15 protein-coding genes are annotated in these 21,435 nt (G+C 66.6%); 10 read left to right on the forward strand and 5 right to left on the reverse strand.

Translation table 11 applies throughout. From position 1 onward, the window contains the following. Positions 1 to 243: 243 nt before the first annotated feature. Genes AB7F10_RS10340 through AB7F10_RS10355 form a run of 4 tightly spaced genes read left to right on the forward strand, consistent with a single transcriptional unit; the run spans position 244 to position 9,255 of the window. Positions 244 to 1,620: an efflux transporter outer membrane subunit gene (locus AB7F10_RS10340; RefSeq protein ID WP_428560454.1), complete on the forward strand. Its 1,377-nt coding sequence runs from the start codon at positions 244 to 246 to the stop codon at positions 1,618 to 1,620. Continuing rightward, the gene (locus AB7F10_RS10345; protein WP_428560456.1) at positions 1,610 to 2,923 is read left to right on the forward strand and encodes an efflux RND transporter periplasmic adaptor subunit; all 1,314 of its coding nucleotides are present in this window, start codon (positions 1,610 to 1,612) and stop codon (positions 2,921 to 2,923) included. Before AB7F10_RS10340 ends, AB7F10_RS10345 begins: the two co-directional genes overlap by 11 nt. Continuing rightward, positions 2,920 to 6,111 (forward strand): efflux RND transporter permease subunit, encoded by a 3,192-nt coding sequence (locus tag AB7F10_RS10350; protein WP_428560458.1) that lies wholly within the window; start codon positions 2,920 to 2,922, stop codon positions 6,109 to 6,111. The genes AB7F10_RS10345 and AB7F10_RS10350 overlap by 4 nt, the downstream gene beginning before the upstream one ends. A 9-nt stretch (positions 6,112 to 6,120) precedes the next feature. Then, positions 6,121 to 9,255: an efflux RND transporter permease subunit gene (locus AB7F10_RS10355; RefSeq protein ID WP_428560461.1), complete on the forward strand. Its 3,135-nt coding sequence runs from the start codon at positions 6,121 to 6,123 to the stop codon at positions 9,253 to 9,255. 155 nt (positions 9,256 to 9,410) lie between these two features. Here the strand turns inward: AB7F10_RS10355 and AB7F10_RS10360 are convergent, their stop codons facing one another. From AB7F10_RS10360 to AB7F10_RS10380, 5 genes are all read right to left on the reverse strand, one after another. Continuing rightward, positions 9,411 to 10,124, reverse strand: coding sequence for an ABC transporter ATP-binding protein (locus AB7F10_RS10360; protein WP_428560464.1), 714 nt, complete (start codon positions 10,122 to 10,124; stop codon positions 9,411 to 9,413). Beyond that, positions 10,117 to 10,887 (reverse strand): ABC transporter ATP-binding protein, encoded by a 771-nt coding sequence (locus tag AB7F10_RS10365; RefSeq protein WP_428560466.1) that lies wholly within the window; start codon positions 10,885 to 10,887, stop codon positions 10,117 to 10,119. The genes AB7F10_RS10360 and AB7F10_RS10365 overlap by 8 nt, the downstream gene beginning before the upstream one ends. Further along, a complete protein-coding gene (locus AB7F10_RS10370; RefSeq protein WP_428560468.1) occupies positions 10,880 to 11,827 on the reverse strand; it encodes a branched-chain amino acid ABC transporter permease in 948 nt (315 codons plus the stop codon). The genes AB7F10_RS10365 and AB7F10_RS10370 overlap by 8 nt, the downstream gene beginning before the upstream one ends. Further along, positions 11,824 to 12,741, reverse strand: coding sequence for a branched-chain amino acid ABC transporter permease (locus AB7F10_RS10375; RefSeq protein ID WP_428560471.1), 918 nt, complete (start codon positions 12,739 to 12,741; stop codon positions 11,824 to 11,826). Before AB7F10_RS10375 ends, AB7F10_RS10370 begins: the two co-directional genes overlap by 4 nt. Before the next feature lie 220 nt (positions 12,742 to 12,961). Further along, the gene (locus AB7F10_RS10380) at positions 12,962 to 14,140 is read right to left on the reverse strand and encodes an ABC transporter substrate-binding protein (RefSeq protein WP_428560473.1); all 1,179 of its coding nucleotides are present in this window, start codon (positions 14,138 to 14,140) and stop codon (positions 12,962 to 12,964) included. A gap of 223 nt (positions 14,141 to 14,363) precedes the next feature. Between AB7F10_RS10380 and AB7F10_RS10385 the strand changes: the two genes are divergently transcribed. From AB7F10_RS10385 to AB7F10_RS10410, 6 genes are all read left to right on the forward strand, one after another. Continuing rightward, positions 14,364 to 16,010 carry a phytoene desaturase family protein gene (locus AB7F10_RS10385; protein WP_428560475.1) on the forward strand — a complete coding sequence of 549 codons (1,647 nt, stop codon included), beginning with the start codon at positions 14,364 to 14,366 and terminating at the stop codon, positions 16,008 to 16,010. Continuing rightward, positions 16,007 to 16,786 (forward strand): SDR family NAD(P)-dependent oxidoreductase, encoded by a 780-nt coding sequence (locus AB7F10_RS10390; RefSeq protein WP_428560477.1) that lies wholly within the window; start codon positions 16,007 to 16,009, stop codon positions 16,784 to 16,786. Before AB7F10_RS10385 ends, AB7F10_RS10390 begins: the two co-directional genes overlap by 4 nt. Before the next feature lie 8 nt (positions 16,787 to 16,794). Beyond that, a complete protein-coding gene (gene paaG / locus AB7F10_RS10395) occupies positions 16,795 to 17,592 on the forward strand; it encodes a 2-(1,2-epoxy-1,2-dihydrophenyl)acetyl-CoA isomerase PaaG (RefSeq protein WP_428560479.1) in 798 nt (265 codons plus the stop codon). Between the two features lie 144 nt (positions 17,593 to 17,736). Then, entirely contained in the window at positions 17,737 to 18,594 is an 858-nt protein-coding gene (locus AB7F10_RS10400; protein WP_428560481.1) for an FAD binding domain-containing protein, read from the forward strand. An 11-nt stretch (positions 18,595 to 18,605) separates the two neighbouring features. Next, the gene (locus AB7F10_RS10405; protein WP_428560483.1) at positions 18,606 to 20,957 is read left to right on the forward strand and encodes a xanthine dehydrogenase family protein molybdopterin-binding subunit; all 2,352 of its coding nucleotides are present in this window, start codon (positions 18,606 to 18,608) and stop codon (positions 20,955 to 20,957) included. Further along, the gene (locus tag AB7F10_RS10410) at positions 20,954 to 21,433 is read left to right on the forward strand and encodes a (2Fe-2S)-binding protein (protein ID WP_428560486.1); all 480 of its coding nucleotides are present in this window, start codon (positions 20,954 to 20,956) and stop codon (positions 21,431 to 21,433) included. Before AB7F10_RS10405 ends, AB7F10_RS10410 begins: the two co-directional genes overlap by 4 nt. The last annotated feature ends 2 nt before the right edge of the window (positions 21,434 to 21,435 follow it).

Below are 21,435 nucleotides of genomic sequence, written 5' to 3' on the forward strand. Positions count from 1 at the left end.
CGGGACGAGGCTGCGAAAGACGCCCTGAAATCCGCGCCAAATGACAAAAGTTTAAGGTACTGCGGCTTGCTTGCGACCCAATCGGCCGATAATTCCGCCTTCCTGCCGGACAGTCTGCGTATAATCCGGCGATCCTCGTGAGCGTTGCGAAAGTCGGTCTTTATGGGTGGCGGCAGGGCGGACAGCGGCGTGCGAGCGATCCTGCGCACCATGGCTACCGCAAGCATTGGGATAGGCGTCGCGATGCCGTTGGCCGGATGCTTGCTGCAAGACAAGCCGGACCCCGCACTCGACATTCCGGCATCCTATCGCGCCGGCCCGCGCTCCGAGCGCGCCGCCGAAGCGACGCTGCCGAAGCTCGACTGGTGGCGTGGCTTCCGCTCGCGCGAACTGACCGCGATCGTCGAACAGGCGCGCGAGGCCAATCTCGACATCGCCGCCGCGATCGCGCGCATCGTGCAGGCCGACGCGCAGGCCCGCATCGCCGGCTCCGCCCTGTTGCCGACGCTCGACCTCAACGGCGATGCGAGCCAGTCGAAGTCCTCCTCGCGGCTCGGCAGCGGCGCCGAGAACCGCACCTTCTCCGCCTCGCTGTCGGCGAGCTACGAGATCGATTTCTGGGGCAAGAACCGCGCCGCGCTGCGCGCCGCGGAAGAGACCGCGGTGGCGAGCCGCTACGAGCGCGAGGTCGTCACGCTGTCGACCGTCGCCGCCGCGGCCAACGCCTATTTCCAGGTGCTCGCCGCGCAGGACCGGCTGCGCACCGCGCGCGAGAACGTCGAAAGCGCGACGCGCGTGCTGAACCTCATCAAGCAGCGGCTCGAAGCCGGCACGGCTTCCGAACTCGACACCGCGCAGCAGGAAAGCCTGGTCAACACCCAGCGCGCCGCGATCCCGCAGCTCGAGCAGACCGTGACGCAGAACCGCAACACGCTCGCGGTGCTGATCGCGATGCCGCCGCAGCGCGTGACCGTGCATGGCGGCCGGCTCAACAGCGTCGCGGTGCCGCGGGTGACGCCCGGCCTGCCTTCCGAATTGATCGCGCAGCGCCCCGACATCCGCCAGGCGGAAGCGCAACTCGCCTCGGCCAGCGCCAATGTCGAAAACGCGCGCGCGCAGTTTTTCCCGAACATCGCGCTGACCGGCGAAGGCGGCTACCAGAGCGCGGTGCTCAAGACGCTCATCAGCCCGCAGTCGGCGTTCTATTCGGCGGCCGCCGGACTGACGCAGCCGATCTTCCAGGGCGGATTGCTGCTCGGCAATCTCGATCTGCAGAAAGGCCGGCAGGACGAATTGCTGCAAGCCTACCGCAAGGCGGTGATCTCCGGCTTCGCCGATGTCGAAACCGCGCTCGACGCGATCCGGCAGACCGCGCGGCGCGAGCAGATCCAGCGCGAGGTGGTGTCGAGTTCGCGGCGCGCCTTCGACATTTCGGAGCGCCGGCTGCGCGAGGGCACCGTCGATCTCGTCACCGTGCTCAACACCCAGCAGTCGCTCTATCAGGCGCTCGACGCGCTGACGCAGGCGCGGCTCGCCCGCCTGCAGGCGGTCGTCAGCCTTTATCAGGCGCTCGGCGGCGGCTGGCTGCCGAAACCGGAGGTTGCCGACAATGCACGGTGACGCACCGAAACCCGCAGACGCCAAAACCGCTCCGGCAACCGGACGGCGCTGGGGCGTTTATATCGCGATCCTGCTGATGATCGCGCTGGCCGGCGCGGTCTATTACGCCTTCAGCGGCAGCACCGGCGGCGATGCGCAGCAGCGCGGCCGCGGACGGTTCGCCCGCGGCAACGCGCCGGTGCCGGTGCTCGCCGACATCGCCAAGCGCGCCGATGTGCCGGTCTATATCGAGGCGGTCGGCACCGCGCGCGCGCTCAATATCGTGACCGTGCGGCCGCAGGTCGACGGCAAGCTGATTGCGATCAATTTCAAGGAAGGCCAGGACGTCAAGAAGGGCGACGTGCTGGCGCGGATCGATCCAACCACCTATCAGGCCCAGCTCGATCAGGCGGTCGCCAAGAAGGCTCAGGACGAAGCGCAGCTCTCCAACGCGCGCCGCGACCTCGAACGCTACGAGCGGCTCGCCGCCACCAATTCGATCAACCAGCAACAGGCCGACACCCAGAAGGCGCTGGTCGCGCAGCTCGGCGCGCAGGTGCAGTCCGACCAGGCCGCGATCGACAACGCCCGCGCCATCCTCGGCTACACCACCATTGTCGCGCCGATCGACGGCCGCACCGGCATCCGCGCGGTCGACGAAGGCAACATCGTGCGTTCGTCCGACACCAGCGGCATCGTCGTCATCACGCAGATCCGGCCGATCTCGGTGGTGTTCAACATCCCGCAGCAGAACCTCGATCAGGTCAACTCCGCGTTCGAGAAAGACGCGCTGCCGGTCGACACCATGCGATCCGACACCGACGCGATTATCGACCACGGCGCGCTGACTGTGGTGGACAACCAGGTCGACCAGTCGACCGGCACGGTGCGGCTCAAGGCCGAGCTGCCGAACAGGAATTTGCAACTGTGGCCGGGGCAGTTCGTCAATGTGCGGCTGCTGGTCGACACGCTGAAGCAGGTGATCGTGGTGCCGACCGGCGCGGTGCAGCGCGGGCCGAAGGGCACCTTCGTCTACACGGTCAAGGACGACAACACAGTCGCGGTGCGCAACGTGACGGTGACGCGGCAGGATGAATTGCAGGCGGTGATCGGCAAGGGTCTCGAACCCGGCGAGAAGGTCGTCACCACCGGCTTCGTGAACCTGACCGACGGCAGCAAGATCAGCGTGTCGTCCCCGCAAGGCGCGGCGCCCGCCGCCGGCGCTCCACAGAGCGAACGCCGCAATGGCGAGCGTAGTGGCGCGCGCGGCCAGCGGCGCAACAACGCCGCGCCCAGCAGCAGTGGAGGCGGCACGGCGCAATGAGCGTTTCGTCACCCTTCATCCGGCGGCCGATTGCGACCTCGCTGCTCGGCATCGCGGTGATGCTGGGTGGCGCGCTCGGCTACTGGTGGCTGCCGGTGTCGGCGCTGCCGCAGACCGACTTCCCGACCATTCAGGTGACGACGCAGCTGCCGGGCGCCTCGCCCGACACCATCACCGCGCTGGTCACCGCACCGCTCGAACGCCAGTTCGGCCAGATCCCCGCGCTCGAGGCGATGACGTCCTCAAGCTCGTTCGGCATCAGCCAGATCACGCTGCAGTTCGACCTCAACCGCGACATCGACGCCGCCTCGCAGGACGTGCAGTCCGCGATCAACGCCGCCGGCTCCTCGCTGCCGCGCAACCTGCCCTACCCGCCGCTCTATTCGAAGGTGAACCCGGCCGATACGCCGGTCATCACGCTGGCGCTGACTTCGAAGACGCAGACCATGCGCACCCTGAGCGACATGGCCGACACCATCATCGCGCCGCGGCTCTCGGAGGTCACCGGCGTCGGCCGCGTCTCGGTGCAGGGCGGCGTGCGTCCGGCGATCCGCATCCAGGCCGATCTCGCGCGGCTGGCCGCCTACGGCATCGGCCTTGAGGACCTGCGCTCGGCGGTGGTCGGCGCCAATGTCGCCGGCGCCAAGGGCGCGCTCGACGGCGCGCACCAGTCCTACACCATCGCCGCCAACGATCAGGTGACCGATCCGGCGGTGTACCGCTCCATCGTCATCGCCTACCGCAACAACGCGCCGGTGCTGCTGTCCGACGTCGCGACCGTGGTCGAGGGGCTGGAGAACGACAAGGTCGGCGCGTGGTATCGCGGCGAATCCGCCGTCGTCATCGACATCCAGCGCCAGCCGGGCGCCAACGTGATCGACGTGGTGTCGCGCATCCGCGAGGAACTGCCGCGGCTCAACCGCGCGATGCCGGCCGGCGTCGATATTTCCATCGTCAACGACCGCACCGACACCATCCGCGCCTCGATCCATGACGTGCAGTTCACGCTGGTGCTCAGCGTCGCCCTCGTCGTGCTGGTCGTGCTGATCTTCCTGCGCACGGTGCGCGCCACGATCATCGCCGGCGTCGCGCTGCCGCTGTCGCTGATCGCCACCTTCGGCGTGATGTGGTTCTGCGGCTTCTCGCTCGACAATCTTTCCTTGATGGCGCTGACCATCGGCACCGGCTTCGTGGTCGACGACGCCATCGTGATGATCGAGAACATCGTCCGCCACATCGAGAAGGGCGAGAACCCGCTTGACGCCGCGCTGCGCGGCGCCAAGGAAATCGGCTTCACGGTGATTTCGCTCACTATGTCGCTGATCGCGGTGTTCATTCCTCTCCTGTTCATGACCGGCCTCGTCGGCCGGATGTTCCGCGAATTCGCACTGACGCTGACCATCGCGGTGGTCGCCTCGGCGGTGGTGTCGCTGACGCTGACGCCGATGATGTGCGCGCGGCTGCTGCGGCCGGAATCCGAGGAACGCGGCAACGCGCTGACCGAGCGGTTCAACGTCTGGATCGAACGGTCGATCGCCGGGTATCATCGCAGCCTTGAATGGGTGCTGGGACGCCAGCCCGCCACGCTCGCGGTGACGCTGGCGACCGTCGCGGTCACCATCGGACTTTATGTGGTGATGCCGAAGGGCTTCCTGCCGCTGCAGGACACCGGCCTCATCACCGCCGTCACCGAGGCCGGCGTCGACGTTTCCTTCCCCGAGATGAAACGCCTGCAGCAGCAGGCCGAAGCGGTGATCCGCGACGATCCGGACGTGGCCGGCGTCGTGTCGGTGATCGGCGTCAGCCCCGTCAATCCGACGCCCAATGCCGGGCGGCTGTCGATCTCGCTGAAACCCCGCGACGATCGCGGCGCGCTGGCCGACGCCATCATCGAGCGGCTGAAGCAGAAGGTGGCGGCGATCCCCGGCATCACCGTCTATTTCCGCGCCGCGCAGGACATCCAGATTTCGACGCGCTCCAGCCGCGGCCAGTATCAATACACGCTGACCGGCACCACCGCCGAGGAAGTCACCGACTGGGCCGGCAAGCTCGCGCAGCTGCTGCGGCAGAGCCCGGCGCTGCGCGACGTCGCCAACGAAGCGCAGGACGGCGCCCCCCGCATCTTCGTCAATGTCGACCGCGAGAAGGCGGGCCGGCTCGGCGTCTCGATGCAGACCGTGACCGACACGCTCTATGACGCCTTCGGCCAGCGCCAGGTTTCGACGATCTACGGACAGGCCAACCAGTACCGCGTCATCCTGGAAGCGCAGCCGCGCTACCAGACCGACCCGGCTTCGCTGTCGAAGATCTACGTCACCGGCAACGTCACCTCGACCGGCACCACCGCCACCGCCGGCAACACCGCGACCGGCACGCTCAACACCAACACCAGCGCGACGCCGAACGCCGTCACCGGCAGCTCGCAGGTGCCGCTGTCGGCCTTCGCCCGCTTCGAGCACACCGCCGCGCCGCTTTCGATTGCGCATCAGGAGCAGTTCCCCTCCGTCACCATCAGCTTCAACCTCGCGCCGTGGGCGGCGCTGTCCGACGCGGTGACCGCGATCAGCGCGGCGGAGCGGCAACTCGGCGTGCCGGCTTCCGTGCTCGGCATCTATTCCGGCGACGCCGCGGAATTCGCGAAATCGCTCGCCAGCGAGCCGTGGCTGATCCTCGCCGCCATCGTCGCCATCTACATCGTGCTCGGCGTGCTGTACGAGAGCTTCATCCACCCGGTGACGATCCTGTCCACCCTGCCCTCGGCCGGCATCGGCGCGCTGCTGGCGCTGATGCTGTTCGGCTACGACCTGTCGGTGATCGCGCTGATCGGCATCGTGCTGCTGATGGGCATCGTTAAAAAGAACGCGATTCTGATGATCGACTTCGCCATCGAGGCGGAGCGCCGCGAAGGCCTGCCGCCGCGCGAGGCGATCACGCAGGCCGCGCTGCTGCGGTTCCGGCCGATCATGATGACGACGCTCGCCGCGCTGTTCGGCGCGCTGCCGCTCGCGCTGGAAGGCGGCACCGGCTCCGAGCTGCGCAACCCGCTCGGCGTCACCATCATCGGCGGGCTGCTGCTCAGTCAATTGCTGACGCTCTACACCACACCGGTGATCTATCTTTACATGGAGCGGCTGCGGCTCTGGCTGACGCTGGAGCGCAAATACGCCACGCGGCGGCCGGTGGAATAGGCGCATCCGATGAACTTCTCCCGCCCCGCCATCCGCAGGCCGATCGGCACCACGCTGCTGGCCATAGGTCTGTTTCTGGTCGGCGCGGTGGCCTACAACTTTTTGCCGGTCGCCAGCCTGCCGAGCGTCGACCTGCCGACCATTTCGGTGACCGCGGGGCGGCCCGGCGCCGACCCGACCATCATGGCCTCGACAGTCGCGGCGCCGCTGGAGCGGCGGCTCGCGGAGATCTCCGGCGTCACCGAGATCACCTCGCGCAGCTCGCTCGGCTCGACCAACATCACCGTGCAGTTCGACTTGAACCGCAGCATCGAGGGCGCGGCGCGCGACGTGCAGGCGGCGCTGAACGCGGCGCTGAGCGACCTGCCGCTCGACCTGCCGCAGCTGCCGACCTTCCGCAAGCGCAACCCCGCCGCCTCGCCGGTGCTGATCCTGGCGCTGACCTCGAAGACCATCCAGCCGAGCGCGATCTACGACGCCGCCGACAGCATCATCGCGCAGCGGCTGGCGCAGGTAGACGGCGTCGCCGACGTCACGGTGGCCGGCTCCGAGCAGCCGGCGGTCCGCGTCCGCGTCGACCCGACCCGGCTCGCCGCGATGGGCGTCAGCATGGAGCAGGTGCGCAACGCGATTTCCAACGCCAACGCGGTCGGCCCGCTCGGCTCGTTCGACGGCGAGAGGCGCGCCACCACCATCGGCATCAACGACCAGCTGCGCGACGCCAAGGACTACGACCCGCTGGTGGTCAAGACGGTGGACGGCACGGTGATCCGCCTGTCGCAGGTCGCCTCCATCACGCCGAGCGTGCGCAACAGCCGCTCCGCCGGCTGGTTCAACCGCGAGCCCTCCGTGCTGCTCGTCATCACGCGGCAGGCCGACGCCAACGTGATCGAGACGGTGGACCGCATCTACGACCTGCTGCCCGAATTGCAGCAATGGCTGCCGGCCGGCCTCGACATTTCAGTGCTGGCCGACCGCACCCAGACGATCCGGGCGAGCGTGCTCGACATGCAGCTGACGCTCGCCGCAACCATCGTGCTGGTGATGCTCGTCGTGTTCTGTTTCCTGCGGCGTGGCGCCGCGACGCTCGCCGCCGGCGTCACGGTGCCGCTGTCGCTCGCCGGCACCTGCGCGGCGATGTGGGCGGCCGGATTCTCGATCGACAATCTCTCGCTCATGGCGCTGGCGGTGAGCGTCGGCTTCGTGGTCGACGACGCCATCGTGATGATCGAGAATGTGTTCCGCAATCTGGAGGCCGGCAAGTCGCGGCTGCGCGCGGCGCTCGAAGGCGCGCGGCAGATCGGCTTCACGGTCGTCTCGATCAGCATTTCGCTGATTGCGGCCTTTATCCCGCTGCTGTTCATGGGCGGCATTGTCGGCCGGCTGTTCCGGGAATTTTCCGTCACGCTCGCCTTCGCCATCGCGGTTTCGACAGTGGTGTCGCTGACGGTGACGCCGATGATCTGCGCCTACTTCGTGCGCTCGCCGCCGAGCCCGGACGCGACCTGGTTCGACCGGCTGGTCGAGGGTGTGCTGGCGCGCCTGCTCGCCTTTTACGCCCGCACGCTCGACATCGTGCTGCGCCACCGCGTGCTCGGCCTCGTCGCCTTCATGGCGACGCTGGTGCTGACCGCCGCGCTGTTCGTCAAAGTTCCGAAAGGCTACTTCCCGCAGGACGACACCGGCCTCATTTTCGGCGGCACCTCCGCTTCGACCGACATCTCCTATGAGGCGATGCGCGACCTGCAACTGAAGGCGATGGAGGTGGTGCTGTCGGACCCCGCCGTCGCCGGGCTCGGCTCCTCGATCGGCGGTTCGAGCTTCAACGCCTCGGTCAACCGCGGGCGGCTGTTCATCAGTCTGAAGCCGCTCAACGAGCGCGGCGGCGTGACGAGCCAGCAGGTCGTCAACCGGCTGCGGCCGAAGCTCAACCGCATTCCCGGCATCCGCACCTTCCTGGTGCCCTCGCAAGACCTGCGCGGCGGCGGCCGCCAGAGCGACTCGCAATACCAGTTCACGCTGTGGAGCGCCGATTTCGAGGCGCTGCAGACCTGGGTGCCGCGCGTGCTCGACCGCGTGAAGGAGGTGCCCGGCGTCACCGACGTCAACACCGACCGCGAACAGGGCGGCCTGCAGGCCAATGTCGTGATCGACCGCGCGGCGGCGTCACGCTACGGCGTCAGCATTCAGGATGTCGACAACGCGCTGAACAACGCCTTCTCGCAGCGGCAGGTGTCGACCGTCTACACCCAGCGCAACCAGTACCGGGTGATCCTCGAGGTCGACAAGCCGTTCCTGCGCGACCCGACCGACATCAGCCATCTCTACGTCAACGGCAGCGGCAACACGCAGGTGCCGATCTCGGCGGTGGCGCATGTCGAGCGGTCGATCTCGCCACTGGTCGTCAACCATCAGGGCCAGTTCCCTTCGGTGACGATCACCTACAATCTCACGGACACGACGAAGCTGCAGGAGGTGACCGCCGCGATCGAGCAGGCGGTCGCCGAAATGCACCTGCCGGATCAGATCCGCACCGACTTCGCCGGCGACATCAAGGATTTCAAGCAGACCGCCGCCGCGCAGCCGCTGCTGGTGCTTGCCGCGCTGATCGCCGTCTATATCGTGCTCGGCGTGCTGTACGAGAGCCTCGCGCACCCGCTGACGATCATCTCGACGCTGCCCTCCGCCGGACTCGGCGCGTTGATCGCGCTGCAGGTGACCGGGAGCGCGCTGACCGTGATCGCCTTCATCGGCGTCATCCTGCTGATCGGCATCGTCAAGAAAAACGGCATTCTGCTGGTCGATTTCGCGCTGGAGGCCGAGCGCAGGCGCGGGTTGCCGCCGGTCGAAGCGATCCGCGAAGCCTGCATGGAGCGGTTCCGGCCGATCCTGATGACGACGATGGCGGCGCTTCTGGGCGCAGTGCCGCTCGTCATCGCGGTCGGGCCAGGCACCGAGCTGCGGCGGCCGCTCGGCATCACCATCATCGGCGGGTTGCTGGTATCGCAGATCCTCACGCTCTACACGACGCCGGTGATCTACCTGCTGCTCGACAAGGTGCACCGCAGGCTGTGGGGCGGCCGCGGCGCAAGAGGCGGCAAGGCTTCCGGCGGAAAATCGCCGGCGATGCAGCCGGCGGAGTAGACGCGCTTTATCCCTTCCGTGCGAATCGCTCATCTGTCATGCCCCGCGAAGGCGGGGCATCCAGTAAACGCAATCGCCTGCGAGACATCATTCGTCAGTGATTACTGGATCGCCCGCCTGCGCGGGCGATGACAGCGAATAAAAGGCGTCGAACGCTAGATTCCCAGATACCGGTGCTGGATGTCGGTCGCGGCGGCAAGCTCCCGCGACAGGCCGGTCCACACCACCCGGCCGCGCTCGATGATGTAGTGGCGGTCGGCGACGCGGGTCAGCGCCTCGACGTTCTTGTCGATCACCAGCACCGACAGGCCCTCGCTCTTCAGCCGCTCGAGGCTCTTCCAGATCTCGGCGCGGATCAGCGGCGCGAGGCCCTCGGTCGCCTCGTCGAGAATGAGCAGGCGCGGATTGGTCATCAGCGCGCGGCCGATCGCCAGCATCTGCTGCTCGCCGCCGGACAGTTGATTGCCCATGCTGCCGCCGCGCTCGGCGAGGCGTGGAAACAGATCGTGGACGCGGTCGATGGTCCAGCGGCCTTCGCCGCCGCGCTCGACCGCAGTGGCGACCAAGTTTTCGCGCACCGTCAGCGTCGGGAAAACCTGCCGCCCTTCCGGCACCAGACCGAGGCCGAGCTTGGCGATGCGATAGGACGGCAGGCCGCGCACCTCCCGCCCGTCGAAACGGATCGAGCCGGCGCGCGCCGCGGTCAGCCCCATGATCGAGCGCACGGTGGTGGTCTTGCCCATGCCGTTGCGGCCCATCAGCGTCACCATCTCGCCGGGCGCGATGGCGAACGAGATGCCGAACAGCACCTGACTAAGACCGTAGCAAGTCTCGACGTTGTCGATTTCGAGCAGGTTGCGGTCAGCCATGATGACCGCTCCCGGTGCCGTCGTCGCCGAGATAGGCCTGGCGCACCTCGGCATTGGCGCGGATGTCTTCCGGCAGGCCGGTCGCGATGACGCGGCCATAGACCAGCACGCTGATGCGGTCGGCGAGCGCGAACACCGCTTCCATGTCGTGCTCGATCAGCAGGATCGTGTATTCCTTCTTCAGCTCGCGCAACAGCGCCACCATGCGCGCCGACTCGTCCGGCCCCATCCCGGCCATCGGCTCGTCGAGCAGCAGCATGCGCGGCTTGCCGGCAAGCGCCATCGCCAGCTCAATCTGGCGATGCTCGCCGTGGCTGAGCGCGGACGCTACTTCATTGGCGCGGCCGGCGAGTCCAACACGCGCCAGCGCGGCCCGCGCCGGCTCGATCAGGCTTTCGTCCTTGCGCGCATTGCGCCAGAACTCGAACGAGTGGCCGGCATGCGCCTGCACCGCGAGCGCGACATTGTCGATGACGCTGAGATCGAGGAACAGCGAGGTGATCTGGAACGAGCGCGCGATGCCGATCAGGCTGCGCTGCCAGGTCGGCAGCGCGGTGATGTCCTCGCCGGCGAAGCGAACGTGGCCGTGATCCGGCGTCAGTTGCCCCGTCAATTGCGCGATCAGCGTGGTCTTACCGGCGCCGTTGGGGCCGATGATCGCGTGCAGCTCGCCCTGCGGAATGGACAGCGTGACGTCGTCGGTCGCGACGATGCCGCCGAACCGCTTGGCGAGGCCTTCGATCTGCAACAGCGCTTCAGCCACGGCCCACCTTCGCAAGCACGCCGTCGATGCCGCCGCGCGCAAACAGCACGACAAGCAGTAGCAACGGACCGAGGATGATCTGCCAGAACTCTGTGATGCCGGACAGCGTTTCTTCCAGCACCAGCAGTGCGACGGTGCCGAACACAGGACCGAACAGCGAGCCCATGCCGCCGAGCACGACCATGATGATGAGATCGCCGGAGCGCGTCCAGTACATCGCCGCCGGGCTGATGAAATCGGTATGGTTGGCGAGCAGCGCGCCGGACAGGCCGCACATCGTGCCGGCAATGACGAAGCACACCAGCTTGTAGCGGTAGGTCGGGAAGCCGATCGCGCGCATGCGGTTGTCGTTCGAGCGCGAGCCCTGGATCACCATGCCGAAGCGCGAATTGATCAGCCGCCACACCAGATAGATCGAGGCATAAAGCAACACGAGGCAGACGTAATAGAACTGCGTCTTGTTGTTCATGTCGATCAGGCCGCTAAAATCGCTGCGCTGGTAGATCGTCAGGCCGTCATCGCCGCCATAGCGCGCGATGCCGGCCACGACGTAATAGGCCATCTGCGCGAAGGACAGCGTGATCATGATGAAGTAGACGCCGCGGGTGCGCAGGCTCAATGCGCCGATGACGAGCGCAAACAGCGCGGAGGCGCCAAGCGCCACCGGCCACTGCACCCAGCCCGACATGATGCCTTCATGCGCCAGCATGCCGACCGCGTAACCGCCGACGCCGAGATAAGCGGCATGGCCGAAGCTCATCATGCCGCCGTAGCCGAGGATGAGATTGAGACTGACCGCCGCCATCGACAGAATGACGATGCGGGTGAACAGCGTCAGCATGAAGCGGTCGCCGGTCAGCGCCGAATAGACGGGCAGCAGCGCGAGCGCCACCAGCATGGCGACGACGACGGCATTGCGGACGGTGAACATGCCGGTCATTTCGAACCCGCCGGGAACAGACCTTCCGGCCGCACGATCAGCACGATCGCCATCAGAAGATAGATCAGCATCGACGACAGCGCGGGCGCGGCGGTCGAGGCGGCCGCACCGGGCAGCACAAGGCGCAGCAGTTCGGGAAAGAACGCGCGGCCGAGCGTGTCGATAAAGCCGACCAGAATGGCGGCGATGAAGGCGCCGCGGATCGAGCCGATGCCGCCGATCACCGTGACAACGAAGGCCAGAATGAGGATGCTCTCGCCCATGCCGATCTGCACGGTGAGGATCGGCGCCTGCATCAGCCCGGCAAGGCCGGCGAGCGCTGCGCCGAGGCCGAACACCAGCGTGAACAAGAGCTTGATGTTGATGCCGAGTGCGCTGACCATGTCGCGATTGGTGGCGCCGGCGCGGATCAGCATGCCGATCCGGGTCCGCATGACGAGGACATAAAGCCCCGCCGCAACCGCCAGCGTCACCACGATGATGGCGAGGCGGTAGGCCGAGTAGCTAATGCCGGGCAGCACCTGCACCGAGGTGTTGAGCCAGGACGGCAGCGGCAGGCTGAGGCCGGCCGGGCCCCAGATCAGCCGCACCGACTCGTCGAAGAACAGGATCAGGCCGAAGGTCGCCAGCACATGGTCGAGATGATCTCGCCCGTACAATCGTCGTATCGCGATCACCTCCATCGCCATGCCGACGAGCAGGGTCGCGAGCAGCGCGAGCAGCGCGCCGAGGATGAAGCTGTCGAAGAAGGCGGTGAACGTCGCGGCGAAATAGGCGCCGACCATATAAAGCGAGCCGTGCGCCAGATTGACGAGATCCATGATGCCGAACACGAGCGTCAGCCCGGCCGCCAGCAGGAACAGCAGCAGGCCGAACTGAAGGCCGTTGAGGCACTGTTCGATAAAGAGCGTCATATCAGCGAAGCCCCCCCGGTCCGCCCGTCTTTCATAAGACAAAATTGAAGTGCCGCAAACTGCATCGCCAACGCGCCATATGGACTTGCAAGTTTTACGCCGGGTTCCCCGCCCGTTTCGGGACAACCGGTTCGGCAGCGCCGCCGCGCCCGTCAAATGGTCAAGAGGCTCGCGCTTGCGCGCGAGCCCCTGACAGACCCGCAGGATCGGCGGGACTACATCATTTCGCAGCGGTCATCTTGCACTTGCTGACGTGGACGTTACGGCTGTTCTCGATCGCGGTCGCAACCGTCTTCAGCGTGTACTTGTCGCCGTTCTTGACCACTTCCTGCATGTAGAAGTTCTGGATCGGATAGTGGTCGGTGTCGAACTTGAAGCCGCCGCGAACCGACTTGAAGTCGGCCTTTTCGAGCGCCTTCTGCACCGCCGCCTTGTCGGACAGCTTGCCCTTGGTGGCGGCGACCGCCGAGGCGATCAGGTTGGCGGCGTCATAGGACTGCGCGGCGTAGAACGACGGCTCGGTCTTGAACTTCGCTTCGAAGTCGGTGACGAACTTCTTGTTGGCGTCGTTCTTCAGGTCGGCGCCCCACTGCAGCGCGCCGATCACGCCGACGGCGGCGTCCTTCTGACGCGGCAGCGACAGCGAGTCGACGGTGAAGGTAGTGTAGAGCGGGATCGTGCCCTTCAGACCGGCTTGGGCGTACTGGTTGAGGAACTGCACGCCGGCGGCGCCCGGATAGAAGGTGTAGATCGCGTCCGGCTTCGCCGCCTTCGCCTTGGCGAGTTCCGCCGAGAAGTCGAGCTGCGACGGCCAGGTCGTGTAATCCTCGCCGACCACCTTGCCCTTGAACGCTTCCTTCATGCCGCCGAGGTTCTGCTTACCGGCGGCGTAGTTCGGGCCGATCATGTAGACCGTCTTGATGCCCTTCTTGTTCATGTACTCGGCGACGGCGCGCGGATTCTGATCGTTGGTCCACGAGGTCGAGAACACGTAGGGCGAGCACTGCTCACCGGCGAGCTGCTCCGCGCCGGCATTGGCGACGATCAGGAAGGTCTTGGCGTCGATGACGGGCTTCGCGGAAGCGAGCAGCACGTTCGACCAGATATAGCCAGCGACGAAATCGACCTTGTCGGACTCGATCAGCTTCTGCGTCTTCTGCTTGCCGACCTCGGGCTTCTGGCCGTCGTCTTCATAGATCACCTCGACCGGCAGGCCGCCCATCTTGCGGCCCATGTGGTCGAGCGCCAGCTCGAAAGCGTTGCGCATGTCGTTGCCGATCACCGCGGTCGGGCCGCTGAACGTGCTGACGTAGCCGATCTTGATCGACTTGTTCTGCGCCATCGCCGGCGTGGCGGCGAGCGCGATCGCCGCGCCCGCGATCAGAAAAGTCTTACGCATGATAGTTCCCTCCCAGTGGCCTCATCGGGCCAGTTTGTACTGGCCCATAACTTAGCTGGATGCGCGTATGCAGGTCTACAGTCCTGTTGGTGGAGATGTTGTCGCGGCAAGGCGAGGCGGAACTATATTTCGTCCGCGGCAATGCCCGGGCATTGACCTGATCGGCCCGCGGTCGTCAGTGTAGCGCCGCAATGGAAATGGGAATGACGCGGAGCTTTCGATAATGCCGGACACGCCAAAAGCGCTCGAACGGACCTATGACGGCATTATCATCGGCGCCGGCCACCACGGATTGATCCTCGGCAGCTATCTCGCCCGCGCCGGCCTCGACATCCTTCTGGTCGAGCGGCGGCTGACCTATGGCGGCGGCTTGTGTACCCGCGAAGTCACCCTGCCCGGTTTTTACCATAACCTGCATTCGATCAATCATTTCCACATCAGCGAAACGCCGTGGTTCAAGGATCTCGGCCTCGACGAGCGGGTCACCTACATCACGCCGCGCTACGAATTCGGCCAGGCCCACAACGACGGCACGGCGCTGGTCCTCGGCCGCGATCTCGAGGAATCGGTCGCCAATATCGCCCGTTTTTCGAAGAAGGACGCCGAGACGTTCCGCGCATGGAACCGCAAGGCGGAGAAAATCACCGCGGAAATCTTCCTGCCCGAACGCTACGCCGAGCCGCTGCCGCAGGCCGAGCGCGAGGCGCTGATCTCCAAGACAGCGCTCGGCCGCGAGTTCCTCGACATGGCGAACCGCCAGCCGCTCGATGTCGTGCGCGAACTGTTCGAAAATGAACATGTGCGGCTGCTGTTCCTGTTCAAGGTGTCGCTGTTCGGGACATGGCTGGTGGATACCATGTCGAAGACCTCGCCGATGGGATCGGTGATCCGCGCCTTCGATCTCGAAAGCGGCTACCAGCTCTGCCAGGGCGGCTCGTTCAACCTCGCGCGCGGCCTGATGGAAACCTTCATCGCCGCCGGCGGCCGCTACCAGCCGCAGGTCGATATCGAGCGCATCGTCATCGAGAACGGCCGCGCCACCGGCATCGAACTCGCCGACGGCCGCACGGTGCGCGCAAAGCAGTTCGTCGCCTCGACGCTCGACGTGCACCAGACGTTCGAGACGCTGGTCGGCCGCGAGCAATTGCCGGCCGCCTTCCTGAAAAAGCTCGACGGCTTCCAGTACACCGCGTGGTCGCTATTCGGCCTGCATCTCGCGCTGAACGAAAGCCCGCGTTTCGCCGCCGAAACCTTCGATCCCAACGTCAACCGCGCGATGAAGTGGTCGATCGGCGCCGAGACGATGGAAGACCTGTTCGCCGCGCATCAGGACGTGCAGGCAGGCCGCGTGCCGAAGCTCGTGCAGTTCGGTTCCGGCCCGTTGAGCCTGCTCGATCCGACGCAGGCGCCGCCCGGCAAGCACACGACCTATTGCTGGCATGTGATGCCGCTCAACCCCGAACTCAACGGGCAGAGCTACGAGAACTTCAAGGAGGAGTTCGCCGACAGGATCGTCGAATGCTTCGCGCGTTATTGCCCGAACATGACGTCAAAGAACATTCTCGGCCGCTACATCTACACCGGCCGCGAATACGTCGAAGAGATGATCAACATGCGCGGCGGCGACATCTTCATGGGCGCCTTCAACGCCGAGCAGGTGATGTACAACCATTTCGGCTACCGCTCGCCGGTCGCCAATCTCTACAGCGCGGGGTCGGCCGGCCATCCCGGCGGCGCGATCTCCGGCGGCGCGGGTTACATCAGCGCCGGCGTCATCGCCCGCGACCTCGGCCTCAAGCCGTGGTGGACACCGCAGGACGCCCGCGCTGCGCTCGAAAGACTTCCCGCTCTTGAACGAGGCGCCGTATGACCGCCGGAACCAAAGACCTGTTCGACATCACCGGCCGCGTCGCTATCGTCACCGGCGCGGGGCAAGGCATCGGCCGCGCCTTTGCGAAGGCACTCGCCGCCTCCGGCGCGATCCCGGTGATCGCGGAAATGAACGAAGCCAAGGCCAAGGCCGTCGCCGGCGAAATCGCGGCGGAAGGCGGCAAGGCGCTGGCGGTGACGTGCGACGTGTCGAACGAGCAATCCATCGCGGCGCTGATCGACACCGTGACGGGCAAGTTCGGCCGCATCGACGTGCTCATCAACAATGCCGGCATTTTCTCGACGCTGGAGATGCGCCCGTTCGACCAGATTCCGGTCGAGGAATGGGAGCGCGTGCTGCGCGTCAACCTCACCGGCCCGTTCCTGTGCGCCCGCGCGGTGCTGCCGGCGATGCGCAAGCAGAAGCGCGGCCGCATCATCAACATGGCGTCCGGCGCGGTGCGGCTCGGCCGGCCGAACTACCTTCATTATATTGCGACGAAGTCGGCGCTGATCGGCATGAGCCTGTCGATGTCGCGCGAGCTGGGCGCTGACGGAATCACCGTCAACGCCATCCTGCCCGGCGCGACCTTCACCGAGATCGAGCGCAAGACGGTGACGCCGGCGCAGAAGGAAAAGATCATCGCGATGCAGTGCATCCAGCGCGCCGAGGCGCCGACCGACCTCGTCGGCACCATGCTGTTTCTCGCCTCCGATGCCTCCGAATTCCTGACCGGACAGAGCATCAATCTCGACGGCGGCGTGACGGGATCGTGAGCGCCACCATGAGCGACGCACCCGTTCTCACCGACAAGCGCGACGGCTACCGCGTCATCACGCTGAACCGGCCCGACAAGCTCAACGCCTTCAACGACGCGATGCACACGGCGCTGCGCGACGCGCTCGACGAGGCGGAACGCGACGAGGATTGCCGCGCGCTGCTGCTGACCGGGGCGGGCCGCGCCTTCTGCAGCGGACAGGATCTCGCCGACCGTCTCGCCAAGCCCGGCGAGACCGTGCTCGCCGGCGCGGCGCTCGACACCTATTACAACCCGCTGGTGTTGCGGCTGCGCGGCCTGCGTTTCCCGGTCGTCGCGGCGGTGAACGGTGCGGCGGCTGGCGCCGGCTGCAATGTGGCGCTCGCCTGCGACATCGTGCTGGCGGCGAAGTCCGCGAGTTTCACCCAGTCCTTCGCCCGCATTGGCCTGATCCCCGATTCCGGCGGCACCTGGATCCTGCCGCGCCTCGTCGGCATGGCGCGCGCCCGCGGCCTCGCGCTGCTGGCCGAGCCGCTGCCGGCCGAAAAGGCCGAAAGCTGGGGGCTGATCTGGAAGGCGGTCGAGGACGCCGCGCTGATGGCGGAAGCCGAAAAGCTCTGCGTGCATTTCGCCAGGGCGCCGACCTACGGCCTCGGCCTCGTCAAGCAGGCGCTCGACGCCGGGCAGACCAACGGCCTCGCCGCGCAACTCGATCTCGAACGCGACCTGCAACGCGAGGCAAGCCGCGCGCCCGACTATGCCGAGGGCGTGCGCGCCTTCTTCGAGAAGCGCAAACCGGTGTTCACCGGCCGCAAACCTTCGTAACTTGCCGTCCTGACCGCGATGCCACAGCGCGGCGACGCTTGCGCGAGGCGGACGAGTTTGCGCATTTTTCCAAATTGACTTCGCCCGCGTCCGGTTTATCGTTTGTGTGCAAATAATCGGACCGCGCCAACAGGGTTCCCCGCCATGAAGCCCGCGCCTTTCACCCGCCACGTTCCGCATACCGTCGATGAAGCCCTGAAGATTCTGAGCGAGGTCGCGCCGCAGGACGGCCGCGTGCTCGCCGGCGGGCAGAGCCTCGTGCCGATCATGGCGTTCCGCATGGCGCGGCCGGCGCATCTCGTCGACATCAACGAGGTCGCGGGACTCGACAAGCTCAAGATCGAGAACGGCAAGCTCGTCATCGGCGCGCGCGTCCGTCACGCTGCGTTCCACAAGCCGGTGATGCCGGGACCGCTCGGCGCGCTGCTGGCGAATGTCGTGCGCAACATCGCGCATTATCCGATCCGCATGCGCGGCACGTTCTGCGGCAGCCTTGCGCACGCCGACCCCGCCTCCGAATGGTGCCTGACCGCCGCGACGCTCGACGCCGAGCTGGTCGCGAAGAGTGTGCGCGGCGAGCGCGTGATCGCCGCGAGCGACTTCTTCGGCGGCATCATGTCGACGGCGCTCGCCGAGGACGAACTGCTGGCCGAAGCGCGGCTGCCCGACTTGGCCCAAGGCACCAAGTCCGGCTTCAACGAGTTCAACCGCCGCGCCGGCGACTTCGCGCTCGCCGCCTCGCTCGCGGTCTACCGGCTCGACGGCGGCAAGATGACGGACGTGCGCATCGGTCTCGGCGGCGTCGAGGACCGCCCGCGCCGCATCGCGGAAGCCGAAACGCTGCTCGAAGGCCAGGCTCCGGGCGACAAGGTGTTCCGCGCGGCGGCGGAGGCCGCGGCCAAGGCGGTCGATCCGCTGGAGGACAACCAGACCACGGCGGAATACCGGCGCGATCTCACCCGGGCCGTGATCCGCCGCGCGCTCGAACAGGCGAGCGCGTAAGGCCCACGACGATGAGCGCGCCCGCCCCCGGTCAGACCACCAAAGGCAGCGGCATGAACTGGGTCGGCCGCGCGATCCGGCGGCTGGAAGACCCCGCGCTCGTCACCGGCAACGGCCGTTTCACCGCGGACCTGAAAGCCGAACATTACGTGCGCTTCCTGCGCAGCCCGGTCGCCGCCGGGCGGCTCGGCAAGATCACCGCGCCGAATGGCGCGTGGCTCGTCACCGCGGCCGACCTCGGCAACCTGAAGCCGATCCTGCCGATGCTGAGCAAGTTCAACTACAAGGCGGTGGCGCAGCCGATCCTGCCGACGGACGCCGTGCGCTTCACCGGCGAAGTGATCGCGGCGCTGATCGCGCCGACCGCCGAACAGGCCGAGGATCTCGTCGAAGAGACGCAGGCCGACATCGCGGAAACCGCACCGCTGGTCGACAGCCGCGATGCCGTCGCAGCGGGAGCCCCGGCGCTGCACGCGGTCGCGCCGGACAACGTCGTTGTCGAGGGCGTGGTCAAGACACCGGAGTTCGACGCGGCTTGGGCGGGCGCAACAAAACACATCACCGCCGATATTCGTTCCTACCGGCAGAACGCGACGCCGATGGAAGGCCGCGCCGGCCACGCCGCCTATGACGCCGCCACGGGGCGCGTCACCTTCACCTGCGCGACGCAGATGCCGCATCTGATGCGCACGGCGATCGCCGACATTCTCGACATGCCGGAGTCCGACCTGCGCGTGATCGCACCCGACGTCGGCGGCGGCTTCGGCCAGAAAATGTCACTGACGCCGGAATACGTCATCCTCGTCTGGCTGGCGCGCAAATATCGCAGCTCGTTCTCATGGACCGAGGACCGCCGCGAAAACCTGATCGGCGGCTTTCACAGCCGCGACCAGTATGTAACCGTCGAAGGCGCATTCGACGCCAATGCGAAACTGATTGCGCTCAAGGCCGACGTGCTGTCGAATATCGGCGCTTATTCGTGCTTTCCGACCACCTGCGGCGTCGAGCCGCTGATGGCGATGGCGGAAATGCCGGGGCCTTACGACGTACGCCATTATGCCTGCCGCGCGCGCGGCGTCGCCACCAACACCTGTCCGATGGCGCCCTATCGCGGCGTGTCGCGGCCGATCATCACCTTCACGCTGGAACGGCTGATGGACAAGGCGGCCGCCGCCTTCGGCCTCGACCCGGTCGAAATCCGCCGCCGCAACCTGATCGATACGTTCCCCTACACCTCCGCGACCGGCCTCGTGTACGACGAGGGCACCTACAAGAAGACACTGGCGATGGCGGTCGAGGCGGTCGACCTGCCCGCTTTCCGCGCGCGGCAGAAGAAAGCGCGCGATGAAGGCCGCTATCTCGGCATCGGCTTCTCGACCTTCTCGGAGCGCACCGGCTACGGCAGCCCCGCTTTTGCAGCGCGCGGCATGGCGATCACGCCCGGCTGGGAAACGGTGCATCTCTCGGTCGACCCGTCCGGCTTCGTCGAGGCGCGGATCGGCGCCTCGCCGCACGGCCAGGGCCTGCGCACCACGCTCGCCCAGATCATTGCCGACGAGATCGGCATCGAGCCGCAGCGCATCAAGGTGGTGCATGGCGACACCGACCGCGCCCCCTATGGCTGGGGGACTTTCGCCAGCCGCTCGCTCGTCATCTGCGGCGGCGCGACGCTGATCGCCGCGCGCAAGGTGCGCGCCAAGCTGATCCGGCTCGCGAGCCACATGCTGGAGGCCGACGCCGCCGACATCGTGCTGGAAGACGGCGCGGCCAAGGTCGCCGGCACCGACCGCGCCATCACCGTCGCGGCGCTGGCACGCGAAAGCTACATGCAGACACATCGTTTCAAGGGCGAGACGGAGCCGGGCCTCAACGAGACCGGCACCTACGATCCCGGTGGCACGTTCTCCAACGCCTGCCATGTCGCAACGGTCGAGGTCGATATCGAGACCGGGAAGGTAACGATGGAGAAGTTCCTCGTCGCGGAGGACGCCGGCCGCATCATCAATCCGATGATCGCGGACGGCCAGGTGCAGGGCGGCATCGCGCAGGGCATCGGCAACGCGCTGCTGGAAGAAATCGTCTACGATGACACCGGCAACATTCTCTCGACCACCTTGGCGGACTACCTGCCGCCGACCGCGCACGAGATTCCGCCGATCGAGCTGCATCACATCGAAACCCACACCGATGCCTCGATCACCAAGGCGAAAGGCATCGGCGAAGGCGGCACCATCGGCGCGCCGGCGGCGGTGGTGAACGCCATCAACGACGCGCTGGCGCCGTTTCGCGTCCAGATCGACGAAATGCCGGCGACGCCGCAGCGCATCCGCGCGGCGCTGCGCAACGCGGGACACGCAGCATGAACGACAGGGTTAACATCACGCTCACCGTGAACGGCCGCGACCACGCGATCAGCGTCGAGCCGCGGCGCACGCTGGCCGACGCGATCCGTGACAATTGCGGGCTGACCGGCACCCATATCGGCTGCGAGCACGGCATCTGCGGCGCCTGCACCGTCATCGTCGATGGCGCGCCGGTGCGCTCCTGCCTGATGTTCGCCGCGCAGGCCGCCGGCAAGACAATCCGCACCGTCGAGGGACTGGCCAAGGGCGACACGCTGCATCCGATGCAGCAAGCCTTCATGGACAACCACGCGCTGCAATGCGGCTTCTGCACGCCGGGCTTTTTGATGCTGGCGGTCGGCGTGCTGGAGCGCGAGCCCGACATCAGCGACGACGAGTTGCTCGACGTGCTGTCGTCGAACCTGTGCCGCTGCACCGGCTATCAGAACATCATCAAGGCGGTGCGGGCCGCAGCCGCCGACATGCGCAAGGCCTGAGG

The sequence above is a fragment of the Pseudolabrys sp. genome, assembly GCF_050250095.1.
Classification (GTDB): Bacteria; Pseudomonadota; Alphaproteobacteria; order Rhizobiales; family Xanthobacteraceae; genus Pseudolabrys.

Coding starts and splice junctions, on each gene's coding strand:
- AB7F10_RS10360 (WP_428560464.1), bottom strand. CDS start 10,124: ATGGCTGACCGCAACCTGCTCGAAATCGACAACGTCGAGACTTGCTAC.
- AB7F10_RS10385 (WP_428560475.1), top strand. CDS start 14,364: ATGCCGGACACGCCAAAAGCGCTCGAACGGACCTATGACGGCATTATC.
- AB7F10_RS10400 (WP_428560481.1), top strand. CDS start 17,737: ATGAAGCCCGCGCCTTTCACCCGCCACGTTCCGCATACCGTCGATGAA.
- AB7F10_RS10410 (WP_428560486.1), top strand. CDS start 20,954: ATGAACGACAGGGTTAACATCACGCTCACCGTGAACGGCCGCGACCAC.
- paaG (WP_428560479.1), top strand. CDS start 16,795: ATGAGCGACGCACCCGTTCTCACCGACAAGCGCGACGGCTACCGCGTC.
- AB7F10_RS10350 (WP_428560458.1), top strand. CDS start 2,920: ATGAGCGTTTCGTCACCCTTCATCCGGCGGCCGATTGCGACCTCGCTG.
- AB7F10_RS10390 (WP_428560477.1), top strand. CDS start 16,007: ATGACCGCCGGAACCAAAGACCTGTTCGACATCACCGGCCGCGTCGCT.
- AB7F10_RS10340 (WP_428560454.1), top strand. CDS start 244: ATGCCGTTGGCCGGATGCTTGCTGCAAGACAAGCCGGACCCCGCACTC.
- AB7F10_RS10345 (WP_428560456.1), top strand. CDS start 1,610: ATGCACGGTGACGCACCGAAACCCGCAGACGCCAAAACCGCTCCGGCA.
- AB7F10_RS10375 (WP_428560471.1), bottom strand. CDS start 12,741: ATGACGCTCTTTATCGAACAGTGCCTCAACGGCCTTCAGTTCGGCCTG.
- AB7F10_RS10380 (WP_428560473.1), bottom strand. CDS start 14,140: ATGCGTAAGACTTTTCTGATCGCGGGCGCGGCGATCGCGCTCGCCGCC.
- AB7F10_RS10370 (WP_428560468.1), bottom strand. CDS start 11,827: ATGACCGGCATGTTCACCGTCCGCAATGCCGTCGTCGTCGCCATGCTG.
- AB7F10_RS10355 (WP_428560461.1), top strand. CDS start 6,121: ATGAACTTCTCCCGCCCCGCCATCCGCAGGCCGATCGGCACCACGCTG.
- AB7F10_RS10405 (WP_428560483.1), top strand. CDS start 18,606: ATGAGCGCGCCCGCCCCCGGTCAGACCACCAAAGGCAGCGGCATGAAC.